This is a genomic window from Streptomyces sp. NPDC058579 (genome assembly GCF_042718575.1).
GTDB lineage: Bacteria > Actinomycetota > Actinomycetes > Streptomycetales > Streptomycetaceae > Streptomyces.
On record NZ_JBHXPI010000002.1, the window covers coordinates 236,261 to 262,917 of the forward strand.

The following is a 26,657-nucleotide window of genomic DNA, read 5'->3' on the forward strand; positions in this document are numbered from 1 at the left end:
CCGACGAACCGCGTAGAAACGGAGCCCGCAGATGACGGAACAGACGGCACGGCCGACGCAGGCCCCGCATTCTGTACGCGACGCCCGGACCGCCCCCACCTCCACCCCCACTCCCGCCCCCTCCCCGTCGCCCGTCCTCCGGCCCCTCGGCCGGACCAGGACCGACTGGCCCTCCTTCGCCGACCGCCTCACCGCCCCGCTCCCCGGCGTCCGCGCCATGGCCCGGCTCGCCCGCGAGGGCGCCGTGCGACCCGGCGTCGAGGGGCTGCGCGACATTCCGCTGCTGCCCTTCGCCCCCGGCCCGCTCCCCGAGGCCGGACCCGACACCCTCGCCGTCACCTGGGCGGGCCACGCCAGCTGGATCCTGCGCGTCGGCGGCCTCACCGTCCTCACCGACCCCGTCTGGTCCCGCCGCATCTTCGGGACCCCCGCCCGGATCACACCGGTCGGGGTCCGCTGGGAGGACGTGCCGCCGGTGGACGCCGTCGTCATCAGCCACAACCACTTCGACCACCTCGACGCCCCGACCCTCAAGCGGCTGCCCAAGGACACCCCGGTCTTCGTCCCCGCCGGTCTCGGACGCTGGTTCGCCCGCCGCAGGTTCAGCCACGTCACGGAGCTCGACTGGTGGGAGGCGGCCGAACTCGACGGCGTGCGCTTCGCGTTCGTCCCCTCGCACCACTGGTCCAAGCGGACCCTCCTCGACACCTGCCGCTCGCTCTGGGGCGGCTGGGTGCTCGGCGACCGCACCGGCCGCCAGGTGTACTTCGCCGGTGACACCGGCTACGGCCACTGGTTCGCCGAGATCGGCGCCCGCCACCCCGGCATCGACCTCGCCCTGCTCCCGATCGGCGCCTACGCGCCGCGCTGGTGGCTCAGCGACGTGCACACCGACCCCGAGGAGGCCGTCCGCGCCTTCCAGGACCTGGGCGCGCGCCGGATGGCCCCCATGCACTGGGCGACGTTCGTGCTCTCCTCCGAGCCGGTCCTCGAACCGCTCACCCGCGTCAGGGCCGCCTGGGAACGGGCCGGACTGCCCCGCGAGGACCTCTGGGACCTCCCGGTCGGCGCCTCACGCGTGCTCGCGCCCTGACCCGCCGCGCCCTGCCCCCTGGCTCCCCGGCCTGCCGCGCGCTGCCCCGCCGCTCCCCGACCTGCCGCGCCCTGACCCGCCGCTCCCTACCTGCCGCCACGCCCCGTCCCCCGTACCCGCCGCCACAGCGCCGGAGCCGCGCTGATCAGCACCGTCAGGCCGACCGCGGCCACCACGCCCTGCCACGGCTCCGGGAAGAGCGAGCCGCCCAGGATCCCGATCAGCTGGTACGTCGCCGCCCAGGCCAGGCAGGCCGGTACGTCCCCGCGCACGAACCGCCGCAGCGGCACCTGCGAGAGGAGGCACGCCAGCATCACCGGGATCCGCCCGGCCGGCACCAGGCGGGACAGGACAAGCACCGAGACCTGGTGCGTGGCGAGCTTCTCCTGCGCGTGCGCGAGGCGGTCCGGGGTGACCCGCCCCTCCAGCGCGGCCAGCCACCGCGACCCGTTGCGCGAACGGACCCCGCGCTGCCCGAGCCAGTACAGCGTCACGTCCCCCAGGAAGGCGGCGGAGGCGGACACCAGGAAGACGAAGAGCAGGGCGAGCGGTGAGGTCTGGTGGAAGGCGACCACGGCCGCCGAGCTGACGATGGCCCCGGTCGGCACCACCGGCACCAGCGAGCCGAGGGCCACGAGCAGGAACAGCGAGGGGTAGCCGACCGCCTGCTGCGTCGACTCCGGCGGCAGATCGCCGGCCGCCCCCAACAGGCCATGGATCACCTGGCGACCTCGGGCCGCACCCGCGCGCCGTGACCGAGCAGGTGCACCACCACCTTCGGCGCGAGCCGCGCCGCCTGCCGGACGAACTCCTCGCCCGGCGCGTGGAACTCGTGCGGGCGCACCGCGTCCATCCCGATCGGCCAGTACGTGCCGTAGTGCACCGGAATCGCCGCCGCGGGGGAGAGCGCCGCGAGCGCCTGCGCGGCCCGGCCCGCGTCCAGATGGCCGTGGCCCAGGTACGGCCCCCAGCCGCCCACCGGAAGCAGCGCCACGTCCACCGGGCCGACCGCCTCCGCCATGTCCTCGAAGAGCCCGGTGTCACCGGCGAAGTACGTCCGTGCCTCGCCCTCGACGACGTACCCGAGCGCGGGGGAGCGGTGCGGCCCCACCGGCAGCCGCCGCCCGTCGTGCCGGGCCGGGACGGCCCGTACCGTCACGCCCTCCACCGTCACCGTGTCGCCCGGGCCCACCTCGGTCAGCCGCAGCCCGTCGAGCCTGCGCAGCCCCGGGACGGCCCGGGGCGCGCCGCGCGGCACCACGAGGACCGTGCCGGGCGCGAGCCGGGCCAGCGAGGGCAGGTGCAGATGGTCGGCGTGCAGATGGGAGACGAGCACCGCCTCGGCGCGCGCGGCCTCGGGGGGCGGCGGTGCCCCGCGGCGTCGGCGCAGATGCGCCAGCCTGCCGGCGAAGAGCGGATCGGTGAGGAACCGGACCCCGGAGTCCTCGACCGTGCAGGTGGCATGACCCCACCAGGTGACCTCCACCGGCCCGCCGCCTTCCCTGCCGTCCGCGCCTTGTCTCGAGGGTAAATGTCCGGAGGGGGTGACGCGGGGCGTCTACGGTGGGAAGCGGGGGTAGCCATCCGCCAGCAAGGGGATGGGAGCCGCGGTGAGCACGATGGGGACGACCTGCAATTCGGCGCAGTGCCCGCGTTGCGGGGGCGTCCTGGCCGTCACCCAGGACGGCTGGAGGATCTGCCACACCTGTGGCTACTCCTCGCCGCCGTGAGGGCCGGGGCCGTCGCCCGGACGTGGCCTCCTCGGGTGCCCCGGTTCGGAGTAGGGTCGGCTCATGGACGACGTTCGGGTGGCGGCGATCGCCAGCCTCACCCCGCTCGAGGAACTCGACAGCGACCCCTTCCTGGTCGACACGCGCAGCCAGCACGCCATGTGCGCCCGCTGGGCCCTGGACAAGGGCTATGTGGTGGCCAGACAGCTGCTCTTCTACGGCATCCGGCCCGATCACGCCGCGCTCTGGGTGGACGTGGACGCCGGGGAGGTCGACCTCTTCGTCGCCCCCAACGAGCGAGTGCTGGCCCGGGCGTTGACGGATGTGGCCGGCTTCCACGCCGAGTGCGAGCGGCGCGGCGTACGGCTGGAGACCGCGGGTCTCGACGAGCCGGCCTACGACTCCGCCCGCAAGGCCGACGTGCACCGCAGGCTCTCCATGCCGACCGCCGGCTACGACGGCTGCTGACTCCTGCGCCCCGCGTACCCGCCCGGCCCCACGCCACCCCCGCGCCATGTGGGTGATGTGCCACGCTTGAGGCAGGTAACGGGCGAAAGGTGAACCAGGCGTGGGTGACGGGCGATGGCGTACCGACGGCCGCTGGCGGACCGCGGGCAGCGCCCTGGTGCGGGTGATCGTGGTCTGGGCGGTGTCCACCCTGACCATGCTCGCGCTGGCCGGACTGCTCCCCGACTTCCAACTCCAGTCCGCGGACGGCGACAGCATCACCCGTACCGCGCTGACCGCCGTGTGGGGCGCGGGCGCCTTCGGTCTGCTCAGCGCGCTCGTCTGGCCCGTCCTCGTCCGCGCGTTGCTGCTCGTACCGGCCCTGGTCCTCGGCCTGTTGGTGTTCTTCCTCAACGGTTCGCTGCTGCTCATCGCGCTCTGGCTGGTGCCCGACGGGCGCGGCGCGGCCGACCCCGAGACGGCCGTCGTGGTCGCCGCCGTGATGTCGGCCGTCGCCTCGGCCACCTCCACCGCCCTCGCGGTCCGGGACGACGACGCCTACCGCCGCCGCCTCTACCGGCTCGCGGACCGCAAGCGGCCCCGGGCGGTGACCGCGGGCCCGGAGACCGCGCCGGGCACGCTCTTCCTGCAACTCGACGGCGTGGGCCACCGGGTGCTCCGCGACGCGGTCGCCGACGGACTGATGCCGACCGTCGCCGACTGGCTCGACACCGGCCACCGGCTCACCCCCTGGCGCACCGACTGGTCCAGCCAGACCGGTGCCAGCCAGCTCGGCATCCTGCACGGCTCCAACGAGGACGTGCCCGCCTTCCGCTGGTACGAGAAGGACACCGGCCGGCTGATGGTCTCCAACCGGCCCGCGAGCGCCGTCGAGCTCCAGCGCCGCGCCATCGCCCGCACCGGCGACGGCGGACTGCTCACCGTCGACGGGGCCTCGCGCGGCAACCTGTTCAGCGGCGGCGCGGACCAGCTCGCCCTGGTCCTGTCGATGGCCGCCCGCAGGGGCCGGCGCAACCGCTCCCGCGCCGGGTACTTCACGTACTTCTCCGACCCCGCCAACGCCGTTCGCACGGCGGGCTCCCTCGTCGCCGAGGTCGTCCGCGAGCTCGCGCAGTCGACGCGGTCCCGGCTGCGCAAGGAGACCCCGAGGGTCTCGCGCGGCGGCCTCTACCCCTTCGTCCGGGCCTTCGCCACCGTCGTCGAGCGGGACGTGGTGGTCGCCGCGGTGATCGGTGACCTGCTGGCAGGACGGACCGCCGTCTACGCCGACCTCGTCGCCTACGACGAGGTGGCGCACCACTCCGGACCGCACGGCCACGACACCGACCGGGTGCTCGCCCGGCTCGACCGGTCGATCGCGCTGATCGCCAAGGTCGCCGAGCACGCGCCCCGGCCGTACCGGATCGTGCTCCTCTCCGACCACGGCCAGAGCCCCGGCCCGACCTTCGAGGGCGCCTACGGGCTGACCCTGCGGGATCTCGTACGGGCCGGCTGCGGGCTGCCCGTACCGCGCAGGGTCCGGCGGACTCGCAGCGGTTCGGAGGCCCGTGACGCGGCCCGTGACGCGCTGCGCAGCGCGCTGCACCGGCCGGTGGACGAGGACGGTGAGCAGCCGGACGAGCAGGTGGGGGACAAGTCCGAGCCCGTGGTGCTGGCCTCCGGGAACCTGGGGCTGATCTCCTTCCCCGGGGCCCCGCACCGGATGACCCGCGAGGAGATCGACCGCCGGCACCCCGCGCTGCTGCGCACCCTCGCCAACCACCCGGGCATCGGATTCCTGCTGGTGGCGAGCGCCGAGCACGGCTCGGTCGTGCTCGGCAGGGACGGCGCGGAGGTGCCGGTCGCCGCGCTCGCCGACGACGGTCCGCTCGCGGTCTTCGGGCGCGGTGCGGCGGACGCGGTCCGGCGCACGGACGGGTTCCCGCACGTCGCCGACATCATGGTCAACTCGATGTACGACCCGGCGACCGGGACCGTGCACGCCTTCGAGGAGCAGATCGGTTCGCACGGCGGCCTCGGCGGCGAGCAGGGGCGCCCGTTCCTGCTGTCGCCCGTGGAGCTCTCGGAGCCGGTGGAGGACGGGGCCGAACTGGTGGGCGCGGAGCAGGTCCACCAGGTGCTGCGCCGCTGGCTGTGGGAGTGCGCGGGCCCGCAGGTGCCGCTGGAGATTTCCCCGCCCACGAGCGATGCGGAAGCATTTCTTCCGGTTGACCGGCCGGTCGCACCGGAGAAAAACAGCTGATTTGGCGGCGCGTCTCACCTCCCGGACCATGTTCGGGTTTGCACGACGAGAGGCGCACCACCCCCCATGAGCACGGCCACACCCGAACAGTCCGCGTCCGCAGAAGACACCAGGCACGCCCGGCGGTTCGGACTCCCGATCGCCACCGCCCTGGTCATGGGCAACATCATCGGCGGCGGGATCTTCCTGCTCCCCGCCTCCGTCGCCCCGTTCGGCACGATCAGCCTCCTCGCCTTCGGCATCCTCACCCTCGGCGCGATCGCCCTCGCCCTGGTCTTCGGCCGGCTCGCCCACCGCCACCCGCAGACCGGCGGCCCGTACATCTACGCCCGCGCCGCCTTCGGCGACTTCGCCGGCTTCCTCGCCGCCTGGTCGTACTGGATCACGGCCTGGGTCTCCAACGCGGCGCTCGCCGTGGCCGCCGTCGGCTACCTGGACGTCCTCATCCCGGTCCACGAGTCGAAGGCCGCCACCATCGCCGCCGCGCTGACCCTCCAGTGGCTCCCGGCGCTCGCCAACCTCGCGGGCACCCGCTACGTCGGGGCGGTGCAGCTGGTCGCGACCGTCCTCAAGTTCGTCCCGCTGCTCCTGGTCGCCGTCGGCGGGCTCTTCTTCTTCGACAGCGCCAACCTCGGGCCCTTCCAGGCGGGCGGTGACAGCGCGCTCGGCGCGGTCTCCGCCTCCGCCGCGATCCTGCTCTTCAGCTACCTGGGCGTCGAGTCTGCCGCCGTCAGCGCCGGCGAGGTCCGCGACCCCCGGCGCAACGTCGGCCGCGCGACCGTCCTCGGCACCCTGGGCGCCGCCACGATCTACCTCCTCGGCACGGTCGCCGTCTTCGGCACGGTCGCCCACGACCGGCTCGTCGACTCCACCGCCCCCTTCTCGGACGCCGTGAACGTCATGTTCGGCGGCTCCTGGGGCGGCACCGCCATCGCCTGCATGGCCCTGGTCTCCATGCTCGGCGCGCTCAACGGCTGGACGCTGCTCAGCGCCCAGACCCCGTACGCCGCCGCCCGCGACGGGCTCTTCCCGCAGGTCTTCGCCCGCAAGCGGCGCGGCGTCCCGACGGTCGGCGTCCTCGTGACCGTCGTCCTGGCCTCGCTCCTGACGGTCTACAACTACACGGTCGGCACCGAGGGCGTCTTCGAGATCCTGGTCCTCGTCACCACCTTCACCGCCACCGTCCCGTACCTGCTCTCCACCGCCGCGCAGATCTACTTCCTGCTCTCCGGCCGCTCCGAGCGCGTCGACCGCGCCCGCCTCGCCCGCGACGGCGTCCTGGCCGCCGCCGCTTTCGGCTTCTCCATGTGGCTGGTGGCGGGCTCCGGTTACGCGGCCGTGTACCAGGGCGTCCTGTTCCTCTTCGCGGGCGTGCTCGTGTACGCGTGGATGTCGGCGCGCAAGGTGCGCAGGGCGGAGGCGGCTGAGGGGGTGCCGGAAGGGGTCCGGTCGGACCCGGACGTCGCCTCCTCGCGCGTGGCCGACGGCGCGGCCGAGCGCGTGAATTCGGGCGGGTCGGCGTAGGCCGCCCGGGCGGATCCGCCGCCCGTCCCGGCGCTTCGGGCCCGCCCCGGGGCAGTACGCATCTCCATGAGCCCCGGCACGACCGACCGCCCCGCGCCCACCGCTCCGGCGGGCGGGGCCCGGCGTGCCGTGCTCGTCCTCGCACTGGTCCTCGCCGCCCTGTTCGGGGTGGGCGCCGGCGGAGCGGGACCGGCCTGCCCGGAGGTCAGGCACCTGTCGTCGAGCCAGCCGTCCGACCCCGGCAGCGAGACGCACGAGCTCACCGAGGCGGCGGCCTCGGCTCCCGGGCGGCTCCGCTCCCGACGCCGTGGCGTCCGCCCCAGGGACCCGCGCGGGACCCCGCCCGGGGACCCGTCCACCGCCCCGGGATCCGTATCCGTATCCGTACCCCGTCCGCCCGGCGATGTCCGGCGGTGTGTGGTGATGCGCTGCTGAGAGGCCCGTACCTCTCGCGCACCTCACCCCCCACCGCAAGGAGCTCCGCCATGCCCGTCGACCCCTTCGCCGTCCTGCGCGCCCTGCTGCGTGCCGAGGCCGCCCGCAACGAACGCGGTGCGCCCGCCGAACCGGAACGGTCACCGGCCCGTAAGCCCGAACCCGCCCCCGGCGGCCCGGGACGGGAGGAACGTCCCACCCCGTAAGGGACCCGTCGGCGGGCCGGTTGCGGAACGGGTGCACGGTGGACGAGGCTGAGCCGATGACCTCGACCGACCGGCATCCCACCACCGATCGGTCCGCCGGCCCCACCGACCGCCGCAAGGCTCTCGCCGACCGCCGCCAGGCGCTCGTCGACCGGCTCAAGACGCTCGCCGCCCGCCACCGGCCGCTCCGCGAGCGGCTCCTGACCCTCGCCCGCCGGCCCTACTGGGACCGTCCCGACCCCTCGTACCTGATCCGCCGCTGGCCCGACCTGACCGCGCTCTGCGCCGCCACGCTCTTCTTCTGGGCCTCCCTCACCCCCTCGCTCGTCCCGCGCCCCTGGTACCTCCAGGGCGTCGTCGGCGGCATCACGGCCGCCATCGGGTACGCGCTCGGCTCCTCGGCCGCCTGGCTGGTGCGGGCGCTCTCGCCCCGGCTGCCTAGCGAGCGCGTACGGGCCCGGTGCTGGCAGGCGTACTGGCTGATCGCCCCCGTGCTCTCCGGCCGGCTGATCTCCGAGAGCGCCCGGATGCAGCGTCAGCTCCGGGACCTGCAGGGCTTACCACCCGGCCTGACCTGGCACACACCGATGATCGCGCTGATGGCGATCGCGCTCCTGCTCGCCCTCCTCCTCGTCGCCCGGGCCGTACGGCTCGCCTCCGCCAGGCTCATCCGGCTGCTCGGCCGGCTCCTGCCCAAGCCGGTCGCCTTCGCCGTCGGGGCGCTGCTCTCCACCCTCGCCGTCCTCGTCGGCGTCCGGGACGTGGTCTTCGACCGGGGGATCGTCGACATCGCCGACCGGATCGCCGAGGCGACCAACGGCGGTACGAAGGAGGGCATCCACCGGCCCGTCTCGCGGTACGTCTCCGGTGGCCCGGGCTCCCTCATCGCCTGGCAGGACCTCGGCTACCAGGGCCGCAACTTCACCGGTTCCGTCCCCACCCGCGCCCGCGTCACCGCCGTGAGCGGCGGCCCGGCGATGGACCCGGTCCGGGTCTACATACCCTCGGCGCTGCCCGCCGCCTTCACGGACGAGCGCCCCTTCGCCGCGCAGGCCCGGCTCGCCGTCCGCGAACTGGAGCGCACCGGCGCCTTCGACCGCCAGGTGCTCGTCGTCGCGGGCACCACCGGCACGGGCTGGGTCAACCCGAACGTGGCCGAGCCGCTGGAGTTCATGTACGGCGGTGACACCGCGATCGTCGCCGTCCAGTACTCGTACCTGCCGAGCTGGGTCTCCTTCCTCGTCGACAAGGAGAAGGCCGGGCAGGCCACCCGGGCGCTCGTCCAGGCCGTGCGCGCCCGGATCGACGCGCTCCCCGCCGAGCGCAGGCCCACGTTCCTGGTCACCGGCGAGAGCCTCGGGGCCTACGCGGTGGAGGCATCCTTCGACGGCCCCGACGACCTGCTCGCCCGCACCGACGGCGCTCTGCTGCTCGGCACCCCGAACTTCTCCCCGGCCTCCCAGGAGATCCGCCGCGACCGGGACCCCGGCAGTCCGGTGTGGCGGCCGCAGTACGAGGGCGGCGCGCGGGTCCGCTTCGCCCAGTTCCCGGCGGCCGACCTCGCCCGGCCCCCGGCCCGCTGGGAGTTCCCGCGCGCGGTCTATCTGCAGAACGCCTCCGACCCCGTCGTCTGGTGGTCGCCCGACCTCCTCCTGGAGCGCCCCGCGTGGCTCGCGGACCCGCTCGGCCCGGACATCACGCCCGAGATCGACTGGTTCCCGTTCGTCGCCTTCTGGCAGACCTCGATCGACATGGCCGTCTCGTACGGAGTGCAGGCCCCGCACGGCCACCGCTACGGGGCCGGCGCCGTGGACGGCTGGGCGGCGGTCGCCCCTCCTGAGGGCTGGACGGCCGCCGACACGACCAGGCTGCGCGCCTACATCCAGCGTCGCGCCGCCGCGTACTGAGCCCGCCGCGCCGGTGGGATTCGGGGATTCAGTACGTGATCTTCAACAGGCGGGACTGGCTGTAGGTGCCGCAGGGCCCAGTCGGCCCAGGGTCGACGGGCGGGTTTCCAGGGTCCATTCGTGGCGGCGGACGGTGTCGGGGGCGGTGCGGTGGGCGAGGATGTCGCAGAGGAGTTCGGCGCAGGCGCGGCCGTAGGCGGCGGGGCGCAGGTCGACGGCGGTGATGGGCGGGTTGCCGCCGCGCGTGGCGGTGCTGTCGACGCAGGAGGCCACGAGGAAGTCCCGGCCCGGGGTGCGCCCCAGGGCGGCCGCCGCGTGGAGGACTCCCGGGGCGGCGCCGTCGGGGGCGCAGATGACGGCGTCGACGTCCGGGTGTTCGGCGAGCAGGACCCGGGTCGCCTCCTGTGCCTCCAGGGCCGTGGCGGCGAAGGAGACCGTACGGATCTCCACCGGGACGCCGTGCTCGCGGCCCCAGTTCCCGGCGGTGGCGTGCAGGGCGGCGGCCCAGGCCGAGGTGTCGGCGGGGGCGAGGAGGGCGGGACGCCGGGCCCCGCGGTCGCGCACGTGGTCGAGGAGCGCCGTGAGGGAGGCGGAGTTGTCGCAGACGACGGCGCCGGTCGGGGCGGGGGCCGGACCGAGGTAGCGCTCGCCGGTGACGACGGGGACGCCGGCGCCGAGGAGGGCGGGTACCGCCGCGTCGCCGACCTCGGGGTCGATGACGAGGAGCCCGTCGACCCGCGAGGCTAGGGGCCCGTGGGTGCCGGTGGCCGGGGCGAGGAGGACGACGTCCAGCCCTTCCTCCTGGGCGCGGGCGACCGCCCCGAAGGCGAGGTTCATGTAGTAGTCGAGCCGCGTCGCCGTCTGGGGCAGGTGGAGCCCGACCGCCCCGGTGCTGGCGCGGCGGAGCCGGCGCGCGGCGCTGTTGGGGCGGTAGCCGAGCCGGTCGGCGACCTCCCTGACGTGGTCGCGGGTGGCCTCGGCGACGCGTCCGGAGCCCTGGAGGGCGTCGGAGACGGTGCTCTTGGAGACTCCGGCGGCGCGGGCGACGTCGAGGAGGGTCACGGTGCGGGCGTTCACGGGTCGAAAGTCTAGACGTTCGAGGTCAGCCGTGCCGGAACGTTCCGGCTCAGTCTCCCTTCCCTCTTGCCGGAACGTTCCGGCACGGTCTACATTCCTCAGTGCCGGAACGTTCCGGCAAGCCCGCGAGTGCGGCCGCGTGCCGTGCCGCCTCCCCCGCACCCGTCTGGAATGTCGCCATGCGCCTGATCACCGCGTACAACCCGCCCGCCTCCCCGTCCAGGACCCGACCCGCCGACCGCGCCCCGCTCCGCGTCGCCGCCGTCCAGCAGCGCTGGCACCGCGACCCGGCCGAGCACCGCGCCGCCCTCCTCGAAGGCATCCGGCTCGCGGCGGAGGAGGGCGCGCGCGTGGTGTGCCTCCAGGAGCTGACGCTGTCGCCGTACTTCGCGGTCGTACGCAAGGCCGATCACCCGGCCCCCGCCGAGCCCGAGGACCTCCTGACCGGCCCGACCTTCGCCTTCGCCGCCGAGGCCGCCCGCGAGCACGGCGTCTACGTGCACGCCTCGCTGTACGAGCGGGCGCCCGCGCCCGGCGGCGAGGACGACGGCCTCGGCTACAACACGGCGATCCTCGTGGCCCCGGACGGCACGCTCGCGCAGCGGACCCGCAAGACGCACATCCCGGTCACCGAGGGCTACTACGAGGACCAGTGGTTCCGGCAGGGCCCGGCCGGTGACGACGCGTTCCCGCTGGTGAAGGTCGACGAGGCGCACTTCGGCCTGCCGACCTGCTGGGACCAGTGGTTCCCCGAGCTGGCCCGCGCCTACTCCCTGGCCGGCGCCGACATCCTCGTCTACCCGACCGCCATCGGCTCCGAGCCCGGCCACCCCGGCTTCGACACCCAGCCGCTCTGGCAGAAGGTCATCACCGGCAACGCCGTCGCCAACGCCACCTTCATGGTCGTTCCCAACCGCATCGGCGCCGAGAACGGCCTGGTCTTCTACGGCAGTTCGTTCATCGTCGACCCGTACGGCCGGGTCCTCGCCCAGGCTCCGCGCGACGAGCCCGCCGTCCTCGTCGCCGACCTCGACCTCGACGCCCGCCGCGACTGGCTGGAACTCTTCCCGTTCCTCGCCACCCGCCGCCCCGACGCCTACGCCCCGCTGACCGCGACCCCCTGACCGCGTCGGCACCGGCCGCACCGCAGCCTCAGTCCCGCACCGCCCCCAGAGCCCTCCTTACCACCGGGCGGCGCAGGGCTCTTTTCACATCGATGAAACTGACTGAAAATTCAGCCAGGAAGGGAATCCCATGACCTCGAACCACTCGTACCACCTGCTCACCTCCTCCGGCTCCCCGCTCGGTTCCCCCGGCCGCACCCGGCCCGCCGAACGCGAACCGCTGCGCGTCGGCCTCGTCCAGATGCGCTGGTACGCGGACGAGCGCGAGCACGACGCCGGGCTCCGCGAGGGCGTGGAGCTGGCCGCGGCGCAGGGCGCGCAGGTCGTGTGCCTGCCCGAGCTCACCCGTAGCCCGTACTTCTGCAACACGGACGATCCGATGGCCGACGGCGCGGACCGCTATCTGGAGGACGTGGAGAGCGGGCCCACCGTGGAGCTCGCGGGCGAGCTGGCCACCCGGCTCGGGATCACCGTCCACGCTTCGCTCTACGAGCGCGCGGAGGACGGGGGTCTCGGCTACAACACCGCCGTCTGTGTCGACTCCGACGGCCGGCTCATCGCCAGGACCCGTAAGAACCACATCCCGGCCTTCCCCGGCTACCGCGAGGACCTGTGCTTCCGGCCCGGCGACAGCGGGTTCCCGGTCGTCGAGCACGCCGGCGCCCGGTTCGGCTTCCCCACCTGCTGGGACGAGTGGTTCCCCGAGCTGGCCCGCGCGTACTCCCTGGCCGGGGCGGAGATCCTCGTCCACCCCACCGCGATCGGCTCCGAGGTGGAGCTGCCCGCCTTCGACACCCGGCCCATGTGGGAGCAGGCGATCAGCGCCAACGGCCTCGCCAACGCCCAGTTCATGATCGTCCCCAACCGGGTCGGGACCGAGGGCCGCTCCACCTTCTACGGCTCCTCCTTCATCTCCGACCCCTACGGCCGGATCATGCTGCGGGCCCCGCGCGACACTCCGGCCGTCCTCGTCGCCGACCTCGACCTCGACCAGCGCCGGGACTGGCTCGAGTTCGGCCTCATGCGCACCCGCAGGCCCGAGCTGTACGGCGCGCTCACCGACCGCGTCCCCACGCCTACCTTCTAGACGCCGGGGCTACGCGCTGTTCGGCACCGCCCGCTGGCTCGGACCGTCGTACGAGGCCAGCGGGCGGATCAGGGCGTTGTGGGCGAGCTGCTCCGTGATGTGGGCCGTCCAGCCGGTGATCCGGCTCATCACGAAGATCGGGGTGAACGCGGGGATGTCGAAGCCCATGAGGTGGTAGGCGAGGCCGGCGGGGTAGTCCAGGTTGGGGTGGATCCCCTTGCGGCTCACCATGGCGTGGCGCAACGCCGCGTGCAGGGTGGCCAGTCGGGTGACCTCGGGGTCGGCGGCGCGGGCGACGAGCCGGTCGAGCGCCTCCTGCATGATCGGCACGCGGGAGTCGCCGTGCTTGTAGACCCGGTGGCCGAAGCCCATGATCTTCCGCTCGGTCGCCAGCGCCTCGTCGAGCCATTCCTTGGCGCGCCGCGGGTCGCCGATCTCGTTCAGCATGTGCATCACGGCCTCGTTGGCGCCCCCGTGCAGGGGCCCTTTGAGGGCCCCGATGGCGGCAGTGACCGCGCTGTAGAGGTCGGAGAGGGTGGAGGTGACGACCCGGGCGGTGAACGTGGAGGCGTTGAAGCTGTGTTCGGCGTACAGCACCAGGGAGATCTCGAAGCAGCGGACCACCTCGCGGTCGGGCACGCTGCCGAAGCACATGTGGAAGAGGTTCTCGGCGTAGCCGAGGGAGGGGTCGGGGGGAATGGGGGCCAGGCCCCGGCGGCGGCGCTGGTCGGCCGCGACCACCGTGGGGAGCTTGGCCAGGAGGGTGAGGGACTTGGCGCGGTTGGCGGCGGGGCTGCCGTCGTCCTCGGCGGGGTCCTCGGCCCCGAAGAAGCTGACCGCGGTCCGCAGCACGTCCATCGGGTGGCAGGTCTCGGGCAGCTTGGCCAGCAGTTCCAGCGTGGTGCGGTCCAGGGGGCGCAGGGCCCGCTCCCTGGCCTGGAAGTCGCGGAGCTGGCCGGCGTCGGGCAGCTCGCCGTGCCAGAGGAGGTGGGCGACCTCCTCGAAGGAACGGCGGACGGCGAGGTCCTGGACCGGGTAGCCGCGGTAGGTGAGGGAGTTGGTCTCCGGGATGACGGTGGAGATCTCGGTGGTGTCGACGACGACACCGGCGAGGCCGCGGTGGATCTCGGGTGCGGTGGCGCTCATGGGTTCCTGCCTTCGGTGGGTCAGGTGCCGGGGGGAAGGGTGAAGTCGAAGACGGAGGAGTCGAAGGCCGCGTACGCGTCGTAGCCGAGGAGTTCGTAGAGGCGCGAGCGGGTCTGCATGCGGGGCAGCAGGGACTCCTGGGTGCCCTCGGCGGCGAGCGTGCGCAGGCCGTCCTCGACGGCGCCCATGGCGATCCGCAGCAGGGTGACGGGGTAGAGGGCGATGTTGTAGCCGATCCCCTCCAGCGTGCGGGTGTCCAGGAGGGGGGTCTTGCCGAACTCGGTCAGGTTCGCAAGGAGCGGTACGTCGACGGCCGCGCGGAACGCCTCGTACTCCGAGACGTCGGCGAGGGCCTCCGGGAAGATCGCGTCGGCGCCGGCGTCGACATAGGCCTTGGCCCGGTCGATCGCCGCGGCCAGGCCCTCCACCGACCGGGCGTCGGTGCGGGCCATGAGGACGAAGTCCGGGTCGCGGCGGGCGTCGACGGCGGCGCGGATCCGGCGGACCATCTCCTCGCGGGAGGTGACGCTCTTGCCGTCGAGGTGCCCGCACCGCTTGGGGTTGACCTGGTCCTCCAGGTGCAGCCCGGCAAGGCCGGCGTCCTCCATCAGCTGGACGGTACGGGCGGCGTTCATGGGCTCGCCGAAGCCGGTGTCGGCGTCGATCAGGACCGGCAGGTCGGTGACCCTCGTCGTCTGCTGGGCGCGCGCGGCGAGCTCGGTGGAGGTGGTCAGGCCGATGTCGGGGAGGCCCAGGTCGGCGGCGAGTACGGCGCCGGAGAGGTAGACCGCGTCGAAGCCGGTGTCCTGGACGAGGCGCGCGGAGAGCGGGTTGATCGCCCCGGGGACGCGCAACAGGCGGCCGGAGGCGAGCTGTTCGCGAAAGGACCTGCGGCGCTCGGCGGGCGTGGTGCGGGTGTGCAGCAGCATCAGAACAGGCCCTTCGGGAGCTGGGCGTCGTACGCGGTGACCGCCGCGAGGGCCTCGGGGCCCACGGCCGGGAACAGCCCGTCGAGACCGACCGTGGACAGCTCCGCGAGACGGCCCGCCGCGCTGAGGAAGGCGTCCTGGTCGCCCGCTGCGACCAGGCCCTCGGCGAGGGTGCGGAACTTGTTCTCGTAGGCGGGGCGGTCGAAGGGGCGCGCGCCGGCCGGATGGGCGTCGGCGCGGGCCAGTTCGTCCTCGATCACCGTGCCGTCCGCCAGGGTGATCACCGCCCGCCCGCCGAAGGCTCGGCTCGACGGGTCGGGGTCGTGGTAGCGGCGGGTCCACTCCGGATCCTCCGACGTACCGATCTTCCGCCACAGTTCGACCGTCCCCGGGCGCCCCGCGCGCTCGGGGGCGTAGGAGCGCTCGTGGTGCCACGTACCGTCCTCCAGGGCGACCGCGAAGATGTACGGCACCGAGTGGTCGAGCGTCTCCCGGCTGGCGGCCGGGTCGTACTTCTGCGGATCGTTCGCACCCGAGCCGATGACGTGATGCGTGTGGTGGCTGGTGTGCAGCACGATCGAGCGGACGTCCTCGAGCGGTCCGGTCTTCTCCCGCAGGCGCCGTGCCAGGTCGATGACCGCCTGGGCCTGGTACTCGGCGGAGTGCTCCTTGGTGTACGTGTCGAGGATCGCGCGGTGCGGCTCGCCGGGCTCCGGGAGCCACACGGTGTAGTCGGCCTCGGGGCCGTCGAGCATCCAGGCCAGGAAGCCGTCCTCGCCCTCGTAGATCGGCGAGGGCGCGGTCTCGCCGCGCATCGCCCGGTCGACGGCCTCGATCGCGGCCTTCCCGGCGAAGGCGGGGGCGTACGCCTTCCAGCTGGAGATCTCGCCCTTGCGGGACTGGCGGGTCGCCGTCGTGGTGTGAACGGCCTGCTGCACCGCCTGATACACGGTCTCCGTCGGCAGCCGCAGCATCGCGCCGAGCCCGCAGGCGGTCGCCGCGGACAGGTGGGCGACGTGGTCGACGCGGTGTTCGTGCAGGCAGATGCCCTTGACCAGGGCCACGTGGATCTCGTACGCGGCGATGATCCCGCGCAGCAGGTCCGCGCCGTCCCGCCCGGTGTGCTGGGCGACCGCGAGCAGCGGCGGGATGTTGTCCCCGGGGTGCGAGTAGTCGGCGGCCAGGTAGGTGTCGTGGAAGTCCAGCTCGCGGACGGCGGTGCCGTTCGCCCACGCGGCCCACTCCGGGGACACCCGGGTGCGGCTGCCGAATACGGAGGCGCCGGGGGCGGCGTGGGCGGTGGCGGCGTGGGCGGTGGCCTGGGCGCGGGCGACCGCGACCGGCCGGCGCATCAGGGAGGCGACGGCGACCGACGCGTTGTCGATCACCCGGTTGACGGCCATGGCCGCGCTCTCGGCGTCCGGCTCACCGGTCGCGGTGGCGGTGTCGGTGGCCACGGCGGCGAGCTTCCAGGCGAGTTGCTCCTCGCGCGGGAGCCGGTCGGCGCTGGGATGGACACGCACGTGGTGCTCGATCACGGGACTCCTCGTGGGTAGGGGGGATCCGTCGTTGCTGACGCGTTCCTGGGACTGAGCCTGCCCGTCCGACACCCCCGGGACCACCGGGCCACACTGCGGAATCCGTACATCCTGATGCTGTGAATCCGCGAATTCTGCGAAGGGTGCGGATGCTAGGTTCGCAAGCGGACGCGCCCCGGGCAGGACGGCCCGGCGGCCGGCGACGAGGAGGTGCGCCATGGCCGGACGACCGGCCGACCGCAAGATCTACGCGCATGCCAAACTGCGTCGGCTCCGCCGCGAGCAGGGCATGAACCAGGTGGACATGGCCCGCGCGCTCGGCATCTCCTCCAGTTACGCCAACCAGATCGAGCAGAACCAGCGTCCGCTGACCGCTCCGGTGCTGCTGCGGATCGCGGAGGTGTTCGGCGTCGACGCGGAGTTCTTCTCCGAGGCCGAGGAGGACCGACTCGCCGCGGACCTGCGGGCCGCGCTCGCCGACGAGGCGTGCGGGGTCGCGCTGCCCGCCGCGGAGGAGGTGGCCGAGGCCGCCCGCGACCACCCGGAGGTGGCCCGCGCCCTGGTGGCCCTCCACCGCCGCTACCGCGACACCGCCGAACAGGCCGCCGCGCTCGCCTCACCGGGCGGTGGTGAGGCCCTGCTGCCGCCGAGCGAACCCCACGACGAGGTACGGGACTTCTTCTACGCCCACCACAACCACTTCGAGCCGCTCGACACCGCGGCCGAGCGGACGGCCGAGGCCCTGCGACTGCGTCCCGGCCGGGCCGCCGACCCGCTCGCCGCGCGGCTCGCCGAACGGCACGGCGTCAAGGTGGTCCAGGCCGCCCCCGGACTGTCTCCCGACGCCAGACGCTTCGACCCGGAGACCGGACTGCTGTTCCTCTCGCCCTGGCTCAGCGACGGCCAGCGCGCCTTCCAGCTCGCCACCCAACTCGCCCTCCTTGAGCACCGGCCGCTGATGGACGGGCTGTCCGGCAGCGCCACGGACCTGACCTCGCCGGAGTCCTCCGCGTTGGCACGCATCGGCCTGGCCAACTACTTCGCTGGCGCCCTGCTCATGCCGTACGCGGCCTTCCTCGCGGCCGCCGAAGAGGTGCGCTACGACGTCGAGTTGCTGTCCGCGCGCTTCGGCGTCGGCTTCGAGGCCGTCTGCCACCGCCTCAGCACCCTGCAGCGCTCTGGCCACCGCGGTGTCCCCTTCTCGTTCCTGCGGGTCGACCGGGCCGGCAACATCTCCAAACGGCAGTCCGCCAGCGACTTCCACTTCTCCCGCCTGGGCGGCACCTGCCCGCTGTGGACGGTGTACGAGGCGTTCTCCGCGCCCGGCCGGATACTCACCCAGGTCGCCGAAATGCCCGACGGCAAGCGGTACTTCTGGATCGCGCGGACCATCACCCGAGGCGGCTTCGGCCACCGCTCCCCGCGCGCCGAGTTCGCGGTCGCCCTCGGCTGCGAACTCCGCCACGCGCACCGCCTCGTCTACGCCGAGGGCGTCGCCCTGGACGATCCCCGCGCGGCGACCCCGATCGGCCTGGGCTGCCGGATCTGCGAACGCCGCGACTGCGCCCAGCGGGCCCGCCCCGCGGCCGGAAGCCGCCTGGCGATCGACCCGGACCGGCGCACGTACGTGCCGTATCCGGTGGAAGGCACCCGCCCCGCCCGGTAGGCCCTTTCAGCCGGCCTTCCGGGCCTCCTGGGCACCCCGGCCGTGCAGGGCGACGAGTGCGGTGAGGCCGGCGGCGAGGATCACGAGGGCGACGAGGGCCGGGACGAGGCCGACGAGGGCGCCGGAGGCGAGGGCGCAGACCCCGCCCACGGCGAGGACCGTCGGACGGCGGCCCGAGGAGCGCAGCACGATCGCGGCGCCGCCGAGCAGGAAGACCCCGACCCCGCCGGTCAGCGACCAGGCCACGACCCCGTGCAGCGGCTCGGCGAGGTCGTAGTGGCCGGTGTCGGCGACCTGTTGCAGGACCTTCTTCATACCGAGCGCGCACAGCACGACGCCCGCGACCAGCGGCAGGTGCAGGAAGGTGTACGTGTCCCGGGCGAACCGGGTCCGTTCGTCGCCCTCCAGCGCGGCGAGCCGGTGCTCGGCCCCCTCCGCGAGCCGCCAGAAGTAGAGCGCCCACAGCGCGGCCGACAGCAGCAGCCCCGCCGCCGCCGCGCCCAGGACGGCGACCGTGATCGGGAGGCCCGAGACCCCCACGCCCATCGCCACGATCGACTCGCCGAGCGCGATGATGACGATCAGGCCGTGCCGCTCGGAGAAGTGCGCGGGGGAGTTGACCCGCCAGCCGGAGGCCCCCGTCACGTAGATGCCGCCGTAGTCGACGACCACCGCGCCCAGCCACAGCAGGAGTTGGACCCTGCCGGTGTACGCGGAGCCGATCAGCAGCAGCACCATCGGCGGCAGCACGGACAGCAGCGCCGTGCGCCGCAGCGTGGCCCGCAGGGCCGCGTCGTCGGGGCTGGAGAGCCAGTACGAGACCAGATGGAGCACGCGCACGGCTCCGTAGCAGAGCACGAAGAGCAGCGGCGCCGAGAGCCCGCCGGGCGCGTCCGCGAACACCTCGGGCACCACGAGCGACACGATGAAGACGACCGCCATCACGGTGACGAGCACGGCGAACAGCGCGCCGGAGTCGGCCCGTACGACATTGCCCAGCCAGGCGAAGCAGCACCAGCACCACCACAGCAGCGCGAGCACGATCATCGCGCCGACGACCCGCGTCGGCGAGGGATCGGCCGCCATCAGGGCGGTCACCTGGGTGATCGCGTACACGAACACCAGGTCGAAGAAGAGCTCCGCAGGCGTCACCCGGTGTTCGTCCCCGGCCGCGACCATCCGCGCCCGGTCCCTGCGCCATGCCATGTGCGTCTCCCGCCGTCCCGTCGACGACCCCCGCCGCCACGGCGCGAACAATACCCACGCACGCCTCACGCGTCCGGGCGGACGCCCCCGGGGCCGTCCCGGTCTACGGCCCCGGCCGGAACACCCGCAGGTCGCGCACCTCGAAGGACATCTCGCGCGTCGCCGGATCCGGCGACGGGTGGTAACGGCCCGCGCAGACCGAGAGGTTGACGATCAGAAAGGCGTGCCAGGACGCGCCGACCCCTCTCCCGTCGGCGAACACCTTCTCGTCGTCGAGCCACCACACCACCGAGCGCGCGCCGAACTCGGTCCGCAGCCGAATCCAGCCGCCTGGCCGCACCGAGGGGGAGCGGTGGTAGAGGTGGGTGCCCCGGACGCGGTTCGACAGTTCGAGCAGGTCGGGGTTGTCGGGGTGGTACTCGAAGACGTCGACCTCCTGACCGCCGTCCCGCCAGGTCCAGATCGCCGGCCACGCCCCGGTCTCCTCGGGGAGCCGCACCCGCGCCTCCAGGACGTCCCCGGCGCGCACCTCGAACCCCTGCGGACTGCCCTCCGTCGTCAGCAGCCCGGAGTCCCACAGCCCGTCGGTCCTACGGGTCGCGCGGAAGACCCCGGACCGGCTGTAGGCAGGGTCTTCGACCAGGTGGTCCAGCTTGTTGTCACCCGGGTTGGTCGGTCCGCCGTCCGGATACGCCCACGAGCGCCCGGCGATCCACTGCTCTCGTGAGTCGAAGTCCGCGGTGAAGACCGGCTCGGAGTCGAGGGGCGAGGGCGGCATGGTGGGCTCCTCGGGCAGGGGCTGTGATGTGCCATCCGATTTCTGCCCCCGGCGACCGTCGCCATGCGGAAGAGCTCACTCCTTGTCGAGAACTAGCCACGATGGGTTGAACCGACGGCGGGCGCGGTGACGACGCGCGGGAGCGCGGCCGGGTGCTCGCGGACCAGCCAGCCGACGAGCTCCTCCCGCACCGCGCAGCGCGTGGTCCACACGTCGTCGGCGTCCTTCGCGGTCACCAGGGCGCGGACCGTTATCCCGGTCGGGGAGGTGTCCGTGACGGCCAGGTCCCAGCCCCGCCGGTCCCAGGTGGGGCAGGTCTCCAGGAACTCCCGGAGGTGCGCGCGCATCGCCGCGACGGGCGTGGAGTGGTCGCAGTGGACGAAGACCGTGCCGGTCATCTCCGCACCGCCCCGCGACCAGTTCTCGAAGGGACGGGAGGTGAAGTACGAGACGGGCAGCGTGACCCGTCGCTCGTCCCAGGTCCGTACGGTCAGGAAGGTCAGCGTCACCTCCTCCACCACGCCCCACTCACCGTCGACCACGACCGTGTCGCCGATGCGCACCATGTCGCCGAAGGCGATCTGGAACCCGGCGAAGAGGTTCCCCAGCGTCGACTGCGCCGCGACACCCGCCACGATGCCGATGATCCCGGCCGAGGCGAGCAGCGACGTGCCGAGGGTGCGGAAGGCCGGGAAGGTCACCAGGGCCACCGCCGTGGCGACCACGCCGACGACGACGGCCACCACGCGCAGGATGAGCGTGACCTGCGTACGGACCCGGCGCACCCGGGCCGGGTCGTTGGACCGCCCGGCGTACCGCGCGTACGAGGACTCGACGACGGCCGCCGCGACCCGCACCGCCAGCCAGGCGCCGCCGCCGATCAGGCAGAGCAGCAGGACGTGGCCGACCCCCGCCCGGTGCTCGCGCAACGGCCCCCAGTCCGAGGCGCGCTGGGTCCACCCGAGCAGGGCGGTGAGCAGGACGACGTACAGCGGTGTGCGGCACCGGCGCAGCAGCCCCCAGAGCGGCGTCTCGGGATGGCGGGCGTCCGCGTGCCGCAGGAACAGGTCGGCCGCGCGGGCCACGGCGAAGGTCAAGAGCGCCGAACCGCCGATCACGAGCGCGAGACGAAGAAGGCTCTCCATAGTTCGCAGGGCTCCCCGGTCGATGAGTAGACGAGTCGATCAGTCGTGGACGCGTACAGGTCAGCCCTGCTCGCCTCACCACCGAACGGCCCGCCAAACCCCGGCGCGCGAGGCCTCTCGCCCTTACCTCACACGTAATCGACCCGAGCCCGGCGCGGCGGCATCGTGGTGTCCACCGGAACTCGGCCGGCGCACTCCGGCCGAGCTCCGGGACCACGACCAGCACAGACCAGCACACGACCAGCAAGAACGTCCCCGATGGAGGCTGATCCACCATGTCCCAGGCCCTGCTCGCCGGACTCTCCCGCACCACCCGGCCGACGTCCATGCTGCGCCGGTTCCTCGCGCTCGACGCCATGGTCACCGGGGCCAACGGGCTCGCCTACCTCGCCGTCTCCGGGCCGCTCGGCGAGCTGTTCGGCGTCGACTCCGCGCTGCTCCTCGAACTCGGCCTCGTGCTCGCCGTGTACGCCGCCGGTGTCGCCTGGGTCGCGAGCCGCGCGGAGCCCCCGGTCCTCGCTGTGAAGCTCGTCGTCGAGATCAACGTCCTCTGGACCGTGCTCAGCGTCGTCGCGCTCGTCGCCTGGCTGGAGCCCACCACGGCGGGCGTGGTGTGGACCCTCGTCCAGGCCGCCACCGTCGCCGGTTTCGCCGGCCTCCAGTGGTCGGCGCTGCGGGCGGCCGCTACGAGCTGAGCGCGCGCAGATACGCGACCGTCTCCGGGTCGGCCGGGAGCAGCGTCTCGATGGCCAGCTCGGCGACGGTCACGTCCATCGGGGTGTTGAACGTCGAGATCGACGACACGAACGAAAGCACCCGGCCGTCGTGCTCGATCCGCAGCGGCAGCGCGAAGTACGGGTAGGGCTCCGGGTCCTCCCGGTCGTCCGGGTCCGCGGCGCCGCCCTCGGGAAGCGGGTACGCCGCCACCTCCTCGTACAGCTCCCGCAGCGGCTGCGAGCGGGACAGGGCGATCTGGCGCTCCATCTGGGCCAGCAGATGGCCCCGCCACTCCCGCAGGTTCCTGATCCGGGGCGCGAGCCCCTCCGGGTGCAGCGTGATGCGCATCGCGTTCAGGGGCGGGGTGAGCAGGTGTTCCGGCAGCCCGGTGAGCAGCAGCCCGATGCTTTCGTTGGCGGCCACCACCGTGTACGAGCCGTCCACGACGAGCGCCGGGTACGGGTCGTAGCCGCGCAGCAGCTGCTCGATGCCCTCGCGGAGGGTGTCCAGGCGCGGGTCGTCGAGCGTCGACTCCCGGTAGCGGGGGGCGTAACCGGCGGCGAGCAGCAGCGCGTTCCGGTCGCGCACGGGCACGTCCAGGTGCTCGGCGAGGCGCAGGACCATCTGCTCGCTCGGCCGGGAGCGGCCCGTCTCGATGAAGGAGATGTGCCGGGCCGAGGAATCGGCCCGCAGCGCCAGCTCCAACTGGCTCAGCCGCCGCTCCTCGCGCCAGCCGCGCAACAGGGCTCCCACGCCGGTGTCCACTGCGCGGCCCGTTCCGGTGCCTGTTCCGGTGCTCGTTCCGACCGATGTCATGCTCCGACGCTATCCCAGGTGTCGGTCCGGGTATCGACTCAAGGGGCCCGTATCGTCACCGTCAGCAACCCGACCCGAGGGAGTACGGACATGGCCACAGAGCCGCTGTCGCAGAAGGAGATCGAGGACCGGCTGCGCGAGCTCCCCGGCTGGTCCCTCGCGGACGACCGGATCACCCGCACGTACCGCCTCGGGGACCACTTCGCGGCCACCGCGATGGTCGTCCACGTGGCGCAGATCCAGCAGGAACTGAACCACCACTCCGACCTGACGCTCGGCTACAACACCGTCGCCCTCTCCGTGAACACCCACTCCGCCGGCCCCGCGGTCACCGACAAGGACTTCGAACTGGCCACCCGCGTCGACGACATCGCCCCGGGCCACGGGGCGAGCTGAAACCGGGCACTACGGTCTCCCCATGGGGGAGACCACGCTGGACTACGACGCCGAGGCGGAGCGGTACGACGAGACGCGAGGCGGGGTGCCTCGGGCCGAGGCGGCGGCCGGGGCCGTGCTGCGGCTCGTGCCGCCCGGGGCCCGTACCCTGCTCGACCTGGCCTGCGGGACCGGGCTCGTCACCGAGCGGCTGGTCCGTCCGGGGCTGTGGGTGTTCGGCGCGGACGCGGCGGCCGGGATGGCGCGCAAGGCGGCCCAGCGGGTCGGGGGCGGGGTCGTTCTCGCCGACGCCCGCGCGCTGCCTCTCGCGGACGGGGCCGTCGATGTCGTCAGCGCCGTCTGGCTGTTGCACCTGGTGCCGTTCTCGGCCGCGATCGTCGCCGAGGCCGCCCGGGTGCTGAGCCCCGGCGGGGTGTTCGTCGCCACGGTCGACAAGGACGCGGCCCACGACGTCGGCAGCGACATCGACCGCGTCCTCGCTCCGTACCGCTCCCACGAACGGGCCTCCGACCGGGGCGACCGGATCGCGGCGACCGCCGCCGCCCACGGCCTCGCCCCGGCGTGCGCCACCCGCTTCCCCGGACACGGCCAGGGCACCACGCCGCGCCGCACGGCGGAGAACCTGCGGCGCGGCTACTACGCCTCCTGGTTCGACGGGTCGCCGGGAACCACGGACGCGCTCGTCGCCGAACTCGCCGAACTGCCCGACCAGGACCGCCCCCGCGCAGACCCCGCCTACCGGCTCGTGTCCTTCCGGCGGCCGGTCACGGGCGGCTGAACTCCATCACCCAGTTCGTCACCCACTCCCCGCCGTCGAGCGCGAACGCCTGCTCCCAGCGGGCGGTGTCGGCCGAGATCCCCGACCAGCGGAAGCGCACCCGTACGGCCTCGCCCGCGTAGCTGTCCTCGCCGTGGAACTCTCCCGTACCGTCCTCGGCCCACCGGCCCCTGACCGGCGGATCGAGGCGGCCGGTGCGGCTGTCGGACCAGTTCAGGGTCCACTCGCCGGTGTCCGGCTCGTACAGCCGGAGCGTCAGCCCGCTGAACGGTCGAGCCCCGGTCGGTGGTCATGCGAGGTCTCCCGTCGTGCCTTCGGGAAGGGAATCGCGGACATAGGCGTCCAGGTCGGGGGAGTCCGGTGTCAGGATGTGCCGTACCCAGGCGTTCCGTTCGTGGTGGATCGGCGGCAGTTCCCAGACGCAGCCGATCCAGCGGAGCTCCGTCCGTACGAAGCGGGTGGGGTCCGTGTCCGGGCAGCCCAGGACCGGCTGGCCGGCCGCCGCGCCGGCGAAGTGGATCACGTTGTCCCACACCCAGCTGTACACGTTCAGGTACGCGCCGGTGTCGCCGCCCCGGTGCAGCACCACGAAGGACGCGGCCGGCGTGCCGTCGGGCTCGGGGAGGATCTCCGGCAGCATCGCGTACGCCGCCTTCTCCACCTCCGGTGCGATGCCCGCCGGGTCGTGGGTGACGTGGTACCGCTTGACGTGCCGGCCCGCGACCTCGATCGGCGGCGGCACGAAGAGCAACTTCTCTGCGAAAGCCATGGCTGGACGGTAGGAGTGCTTCACTGACACCTTGTGTCAGTGAAGTCCAGCCGTCTCATCTCGATCCTCCTCCTGCTCCAGACCCGGGGCCGGATGACCGCCGCCCAGCTCGCCGACGAGCTGGAGGTGTCGGTACGGACGGTCTACCGCGACGTCGAGTCCCTGCACGCGGCCGGTGTGCCGCTCTACGGCGACGCCGGCGGCTACCAGCTGCTCGCCGGCCACCGCTTCTCCCGGCTGACCGACCTCTACGCCGGGGAGGCCGAGGCGCTCTTCCTGGCCCGGGATCCCCGGCGCCGCCGCCGAACTCGGGCTCGGCGCCCACTTCGTCGACGCCCAGCTCAAGCTGCGCGCCTCCCTGCCCGCGCCGCTGCGCGACCACGTCGACCGGCTGCGGTCCCGGTTCCACATCGACGCGCCCGGGTGGTACGCGGAGAACACCGACGCGCCGTTCCTGCCCCAGGTTGCCGAGGCCGTGCGCGCGGGCCGCGTCCTGGCCGCGCGCTACCGCCGCTGGAAGGAGCCCACCGACGTCGACCGGCGCCTCGAACCGTACGGCCTGGTCCTCAAGGCCGGCCGCTGGTACCTGGTCGCGGGCCCAGGACCGCGTGCGTACCGGGTCGACCAGATCCTCGAACTCGACGTTACCGACGAGGAGTTCGACATCCCCGAGGACTTCTCGCTGCCCGACTGGTGGGCCGCCCACCAAGTCGCCTTCCGCGCCCGGCTGCACGGCGGCGACGCCCTCGTCCTGATCTCCCCGGAGGGGGCGAAGCGCCTCACCGGCGAGGCGGCGCGGGCCCTCGCCGCCACCGGAATTCCGGAGCCGGGCGGCCTGATCCGCGCCACCCTCCCCATCGAGTCGATCGCCCACGCCCACAACGCCATTCTCGCCCTGGGCGCGGACATCGAGGTCCTCGAGCCGGTCGAACTCCGTGACCGACTCGCCGAGACCGTCTCCCGACTGGCGGACCGGTACGGGGTTACGCCCACACCTCCGCCGCGAACGTCGTGAAGTCGCGCGGCTCGCGGCCCAGGACCCGCTTCACCCCGTCCGTCACCGCCGCGTTGTGGCCGTCGAGCAGCATCGTGAAGAGCGCCGAGAGCCACTGCGCCTCCGGCGCCGGGAGGCCGAACGCCTGGAGCAGGGAGGCGTATTCGCCCTCGGTCAGCGGGACGTACGACACCTTGACGCCCGACGCGGCCGACAGTTCCGCCGCCACCTCCGCGAAGGTCAGCAGCCGCGGGCCCGTCACCTCGTGCAGCAGGCCCGCGTGGCCGTCCTCGGTCAGCGTCGCCACGATCACGTCCGCCAAGTCGTCGGCGTGGATGAACGGTTCGGCCGTCTCGCCCGCCGGGAAGGCGAGGGTGCCGGCGGCGACCCCGTCCGCCAGAGCGCCCTCCGTGAAGTTCTGCGCGAAGAACGAGGCCCGTACGACGGTCAGTTCGGCGCCCGAGGAGCCGAGCCCCGCACGCAGCGCCTCCTCCGCGCGGACCGCGTCCGGCTCGCCGCGCCCCGACAGCAGCGTCAGCCGCCGCACCCCGTTCGCCGCGGCGAGCTCGCCGAAGGTCCGCATCGCCTCGGCCGCGCCCGGTGCGGCGAGGTCCGGGTAGTAGTTGACGTACGCCGTGTCCGCGCCCCGCAGCGCCGGGGCCCAGGTGTCGACGGACTCCCAGTCGAAGGGGGTCGCGCCGGACCGGGAGCCCGCTCGTACGGTCGCGCCGCGCGCTTCGAGCCGCTCGGCCACCCGGCGGCCCGTCTTGCCGGTCGCACCCGTCACCAGGACCGTGCCCGTACGGTTCGTGTTCGTGTTCTCGTCCGTGGTCCGCGTGTTGTTCGTGTTCTTCGTCATGGCTCAAGACTGGCGGGATCCGGCCCC

The 26,657-nt window shown here is 73.5% G+C and carries 25 protein-coding genes and 1 pseudogene; 14 read left to right on the forward strand and 12 right to left on the reverse strand.

All coding sequences use genetic code 11. The annotated features are described in order from the left end of the window. The first annotated feature begins 31 nt into the window (after positions 1 to 31). Positions 32 to 1,093 carry an MBL fold metallo-hydrolase gene (locus ACFWRO_RS03945; RefSeq protein ID WP_384504035.1) on the forward strand — a complete coding sequence of 354 codons (1,062 nt, stop codon included), beginning with the start codon at positions 32 to 34 and terminating at the stop codon, positions 1,091 to 1,093. An 86-nt stretch (positions 1,094 to 1,179) separates the two neighbouring features. Here the strand turns inward: ACFWRO_RS03945 and ACFWRO_RS03950 are convergent, their stop codons facing one another. Next, positions 1,180 to 1,815 carry a DedA family protein gene (locus ACFWRO_RS03950; RefSeq protein WP_384504037.1) on the reverse strand — a complete coding sequence of 212 codons (636 nt, stop codon included), beginning with the start codon at positions 1,813 to 1,815 and terminating at the stop codon, positions 1,180 to 1,182. Further along, positions 1,812 to 2,579: an MBL fold metallo-hydrolase gene (locus tag ACFWRO_RS03955; RefSeq protein WP_384504039.1), complete on the reverse strand. Its 768-nt coding sequence runs from the start codon at positions 2,577 to 2,579 to the stop codon at positions 1,812 to 1,814. The genes ACFWRO_RS03950 and ACFWRO_RS03955 overlap by 4 nt, the downstream gene beginning before the upstream one ends. A 307-nt stretch (positions 2,580 to 2,886) precedes the next feature. On the opposite strand from ACFWRO_RS03955, the gene ACFWRO_RS03960 reads away from it, so the two are divergent. The 6 genes from ACFWRO_RS03960 to ACFWRO_RS03985 all read left to right on the forward strand — a co-directional run bounded on the left by ACFWRO_RS03960 (position 2,887) and on the right by ACFWRO_RS03985 (position 9,605). Next, positions 2,887 to 3,291 (forward strand): recombinase family protein, encoded by a 405-nt coding sequence (locus ACFWRO_RS03960; protein ID WP_384504041.1) that lies wholly within the window; start codon positions 2,887 to 2,889, stop codon positions 3,289 to 3,291. 100 nt (positions 3,292 to 3,391) lie between these two features. Continuing rightward, complete coding sequence (locus ACFWRO_RS03965) at positions 3,392 to 5,533, forward strand: phage holin family protein (RefSeq protein WP_384504043.1); 2,142 nt, start codon at positions 3,392 to 3,394, stop codon at positions 5,531 to 5,533. Positions 5,534 to 5,599: 66 nt separating this feature from the next. Next, entirely contained in the window at positions 5,600 to 7,057 is a 1,458-nt protein-coding gene (locus tag ACFWRO_RS03970) for an amino acid permease (RefSeq protein ID WP_384504045.1), read from the forward strand. A gap of 66 nt (positions 7,058 to 7,123) precedes the next feature. Further along, positions 7,124 to 7,492, forward strand: coding sequence for a hypothetical protein (locus ACFWRO_RS03975; RefSeq protein WP_384504047.1), 369 nt, complete (start codon positions 7,124 to 7,126; stop codon positions 7,490 to 7,492). Between the two features lie 50 nt (positions 7,493 to 7,542). Continuing rightward, the gene (locus tag ACFWRO_RS03980; RefSeq protein ID WP_384504049.1) at positions 7,543 to 7,698 is read left to right on the forward strand and encodes a hypothetical protein; all 156 of its coding nucleotides are present in this window, start codon (positions 7,543 to 7,545) and stop codon (positions 7,696 to 7,698) included. Between the two features lie 56 nt (positions 7,699 to 7,754). Continuing rightward, positions 7,755 to 9,605: an alpha/beta hydrolase gene (locus ACFWRO_RS03985; RefSeq protein WP_384504051.1), complete on the forward strand. Its 1,851-nt coding sequence runs from the start codon at positions 7,755 to 7,757 to the stop codon at positions 9,603 to 9,605. Between the two features lie 42 nt (positions 9,606 to 9,647). Here the strand turns inward: ACFWRO_RS03985 and ACFWRO_RS03990 are convergent, their stop codons facing one another. Further along, positions 9,648 to 10,682, reverse strand: a complete 1,035-nt coding sequence (locus ACFWRO_RS03990) for a LacI family DNA-binding transcriptional regulator (protein WP_384504053.1) — start codon at positions 10,680 to 10,682, stop codon at positions 9,648 to 9,650. Between the two features lie 179 nt (positions 10,683 to 10,861). Between ACFWRO_RS03990 and ACFWRO_RS03995 the strand changes: the two genes are divergently transcribed. Together ACFWRO_RS03995 and ACFWRO_RS04000 are read left to right on the forward strand one after the other, a co-directional pair. Beyond that, positions 10,862 to 11,806 carry a nitrilase-related carbon-nitrogen hydrolase gene (locus ACFWRO_RS03995; protein WP_384504054.1) on the forward strand — a complete coding sequence of 315 codons (945 nt, stop codon included), beginning with the start codon at positions 10,862 to 10,864 and terminating at the stop codon, positions 11,804 to 11,806. 130 nt (positions 11,807 to 11,936) lie between these two features. Next, positions 11,937 to 12,893 (forward strand): nitrilase-related carbon-nitrogen hydrolase, encoded by a 957-nt coding sequence (locus ACFWRO_RS04000; protein ID WP_384504056.1) that lies wholly within the window; start codon positions 11,937 to 11,939, stop codon positions 12,891 to 12,893. Between the two features lie 9 nt (positions 12,894 to 12,902). Here ACFWRO_RS04000 and ACFWRO_RS04005 read toward each other — a convergent pair whose 3' ends face one another. The 3 genes from ACFWRO_RS04005 to ACFWRO_RS04015 are packed head-to-tail and all read right to left on the reverse strand — an operon-like array spanning position 12,903 to position 16,506. Beyond that, on the reverse strand, positions 12,903 to 14,039 hold the full coding sequence (locus ACFWRO_RS04005) for a bifunctional 2-methylcitrate synthase/citrate synthase (protein ID WP_384504057.1): 1,137 nt from the start codon (positions 14,037 to 14,039) through the stop codon (positions 12,903 to 12,905). 20 nt (positions 14,040 to 14,059) lie between these two features. Beyond that, positions 14,060 to 14,965: a methylisocitrate lyase gene (gene prpB / locus ACFWRO_RS04010; protein ID WP_384504487.1), complete on the reverse strand. Its 906-nt coding sequence runs from the start codon at positions 14,963 to 14,965 to the stop codon at positions 14,060 to 14,062. Positions 14,966 to 14,967: 2 nt separating this feature from the next. Next, positions 14,968 to 16,506, reverse strand: a complete 1,539-nt coding sequence (locus ACFWRO_RS04015) for an MmgE/PrpD family protein (protein WP_384504059.1) — start codon at positions 16,504 to 16,506, stop codon at positions 14,968 to 14,970. Between the two features lie 217 nt (positions 16,507 to 16,723). On the opposite strand from ACFWRO_RS04015, the gene ACFWRO_RS04020 reads away from it, so the two are divergent. Further along, on the forward strand, positions 16,724 to 18,172 hold the full coding sequence (locus tag ACFWRO_RS04020; RefSeq protein ID WP_384504060.1) for a short-chain fatty acyl-CoA regulator family protein: 1,449 nt from the start codon (positions 16,724 to 16,726) through the stop codon (positions 18,170 to 18,172). A 6-nt stretch (positions 18,173 to 18,178) separates the two neighbouring features. On the opposite strand, the gene ACFWRO_RS04025 is transcribed toward ACFWRO_RS04020, so the two are convergent. From ACFWRO_RS04025 to ACFWRO_RS04035, 3 genes are all read right to left on the reverse strand, one after another. Continuing rightward, a complete protein-coding gene (locus ACFWRO_RS04025; protein WP_384504062.1) occupies positions 18,179 to 19,378 on the reverse strand; it encodes a low temperature requirement protein A in 1,200 nt (399 codons plus the stop codon). Between the two features lie 103 nt (positions 19,379 to 19,481). Further along, entirely contained in the window at positions 19,482 to 20,156 is a 675-nt protein-coding gene (locus tag ACFWRO_RS04030; protein ID WP_384504063.1) for a beta-glucanase, read from the reverse strand. Positions 20,157 to 20,248: 92 nt separating this feature from the next. Continuing rightward, positions 20,249 to 21,301 carry a mechanosensitive ion channel family protein gene (locus tag ACFWRO_RS04035; RefSeq protein ID WP_384504065.1) on the reverse strand — a complete coding sequence of 351 codons (1,053 nt, stop codon included), beginning with the start codon at positions 21,299 to 21,301 and terminating at the stop codon, positions 20,249 to 20,251. A 275-nt stretch (positions 21,302 to 21,576) separates the two neighbouring features. Between ACFWRO_RS04035 and ACFWRO_RS04040 the strand changes: the two genes are divergently transcribed. Next, positions 21,577 to 21,996: a hypothetical protein gene (locus ACFWRO_RS04040; protein WP_384504067.1), complete on the forward strand. Its 420-nt coding sequence runs from the start codon at positions 21,577 to 21,579 to the stop codon at positions 21,994 to 21,996. Here ACFWRO_RS04040 and ACFWRO_RS04045 read toward each other — a convergent pair. Continuing rightward, the gene (locus ACFWRO_RS04045) at positions 21,986 to 22,834 is read right to left on the reverse strand and encodes a helix-turn-helix domain-containing protein (protein ID WP_384504068.1); all 849 of its coding nucleotides are present in this window, start codon (positions 22,832 to 22,834) and stop codon (positions 21,986 to 21,988) included. The genes ACFWRO_RS04040 and ACFWRO_RS04045 overlap by 11 nt on opposite strands. A gap of 90 nt (positions 22,835 to 22,924) precedes the next feature. Between ACFWRO_RS04045 and ACFWRO_RS04050 the strand changes: the two genes are divergently transcribed. After that, positions 22,925 to 23,230, forward strand: a complete 306-nt coding sequence (locus ACFWRO_RS04050; protein ID WP_384504069.1) for a 4a-hydroxytetrahydrobiopterin dehydratase — start codon at positions 22,925 to 22,927, stop codon at positions 23,228 to 23,230. Positions 23,231 to 23,252: 22 nt separating this feature from the next. Then, positions 23,253 to 24,008, forward strand: coding sequence for a methyltransferase domain-containing protein (locus tag ACFWRO_RS04055; protein WP_384504071.1), 756 nt, complete (start codon positions 23,253 to 23,255; stop codon positions 24,006 to 24,008). Positions 24,009 to 24,297: 289 nt separating this feature from the next. Here ACFWRO_RS04055 and ACFWRO_RS04060 read toward each other — a convergent pair whose 3' ends face one another. Next, the gene (locus ACFWRO_RS04060; RefSeq protein ID WP_384504073.1) at positions 24,298 to 24,777 is read right to left on the reverse strand and encodes a hypothetical protein; all 480 of its coding nucleotides are present in this window, start codon (positions 24,775 to 24,777) and stop codon (positions 24,298 to 24,300) included. A gap of 39 nt (positions 24,778 to 24,816) precedes the next feature. Between ACFWRO_RS04060 and ACFWRO_RS04065 the strand changes: the two are divergent. After that, positions 24,817 to 25,792, forward strand: a pseudogene (locus tag ACFWRO_RS04065) (helix-turn-helix transcriptional regulator). Here the strand turns inward: ACFWRO_RS04065 and ACFWRO_RS04070 are convergent. Further along, on the reverse strand, positions 25,761 to 26,630 hold the full coding sequence (locus ACFWRO_RS04070) for an NmrA family transcriptional regulator (RefSeq protein WP_384504075.1): 870 nt from the start codon (positions 26,628 to 26,630) through the stop codon (positions 25,761 to 25,763). The pseudogene ACFWRO_RS04065 and the gene ACFWRO_RS04070 overlap by 32 nt on opposite strands. Between the last annotated feature and the right edge of the window lie 27 nt (positions 26,631 to 26,657).

What these genes read in the sequence shown, in the direction of transcription:
- ACFWRO_RS03980 (WP_384504049.1), top strand. Translation starts at nt 7,543, where the DNA reads ATGCCCGTCGACCCCTTCGCCGTCCTGCGCGCCCTGCTGCGTGCCGAG.
- ACFWRO_RS03985 (WP_384504051.1), top strand. Translation starts at nt 7,755, where the DNA reads ATGACCTCGACCGACCGGCATCCCACCACCGATCGGTCCGCCGGCCCC.
- ACFWRO_RS04050 (WP_384504069.1), top strand. Translation starts at nt 22,925, where the DNA reads ATGGCCACAGAGCCGCTGTCGCAGAAGGAGATCGAGGACCGGCTGCGC.
- ACFWRO_RS04035 (WP_384504065.1), bottom strand. Translation starts at nt 21,301, where the DNA reads ATGGAGAGCCTTCTTCGTCTCGCGCTCGTGATCGGCGGTTCGGCGCTC.
- ACFWRO_RS04020 (WP_384504060.1), top strand. Translation starts at nt 16,724, where the DNA reads ATGGCCGGACGACCGGCCGACCGCAAGATCTACGCGCATGCCAAACTG.
- ACFWRO_RS03945 (WP_384504035.1), top strand. Translation starts at nt 32, where the DNA reads ATGACGGAACAGACGGCACGGCCGACGCAGGCCCCGCATTCTGTACGC.
- ACFWRO_RS04040 (WP_384504067.1), top strand. Translation starts at nt 21,577, where the DNA reads ATGTCCCAGGCCCTGCTCGCCGGACTCTCCCGCACCACCCGGCCGACG.
- ACFWRO_RS03970 (WP_384504045.1), top strand. Translation starts at nt 5,600, where the DNA reads ATGAGCACGGCCACACCCGAACAGTCCGCGTCCGCAGAAGACACCAGG.
- ACFWRO_RS03995 (WP_384504054.1), top strand. Translation starts at nt 10,862, where the DNA reads ATGCGCCTGATCACCGCGTACAACCCGCCCGCCTCCCCGTCCAGGACC.
- ACFWRO_RS04025 (WP_384504062.1), bottom strand. Translation starts at nt 19,378, where the DNA reads ATGGCATGGCGCAGGGACCGGGCGCGGATGGTCGCGGCCGGGGACGAA.
- ACFWRO_RS03960 (WP_384504041.1), top strand. Translation starts at nt 2,887, where the DNA reads ATGGACGACGTTCGGGTGGCGGCGATCGCCAGCCTCACCCCGCTCGAG.
- ACFWRO_RS03975 (WP_384504047.1), top strand. Translation starts at nt 7,124, where the DNA reads ATGAGCCCCGGCACGACCGACCGCCCCGCGCCCACCGCTCCGGCGGGC.
- ACFWRO_RS04005 (WP_384504057.1), bottom strand. Translation starts at nt 14,039, where the DNA reads ATGAGCGCCACCGCACCCGAGATCCACCGCGGCCTCGCCGGTGTCGTC.
- ACFWRO_RS04030 (WP_384504063.1), bottom strand. Translation starts at nt 20,156, where the DNA reads ATGCCGCCCTCGCCCCTCGACTCCGAGCCGGTCTTCACCGCGGACTTC.
- ACFWRO_RS04070 (WP_384504075.1), bottom strand. Translation starts at nt 26,630, where the DNA reads ATGACGAAGAACACGAACAACACGCGGACCACGGACGAGAACACGAAC.
- ACFWRO_RS04000 (WP_384504056.1), top strand. Translation starts at nt 11,937, where the DNA reads ATGACCTCGAACCACTCGTACCACCTGCTCACCTCCTCCGGCTCCCCG.
- ACFWRO_RS04045 (WP_384504068.1), bottom strand. Translation starts at nt 22,834, where the DNA reads ATGACATCGGTCGGAACGAGCACCGGAACAGGCACCGGAACGGGCCGC.
- ACFWRO_RS04060 (WP_384504073.1), bottom strand. Translation starts at nt 24,777, where the DNA reads ATGGCTTTCGCAGAGAAGTTGCTCTTCGTGCCGCCGCCGATCGAGGTC.
- ACFWRO_RS04055 (WP_384504071.1), top strand. Translation starts at nt 23,253, where the DNA reads ATGGGGGAGACCACGCTGGACTACGACGCCGAGGCGGAGCGGTACGAC.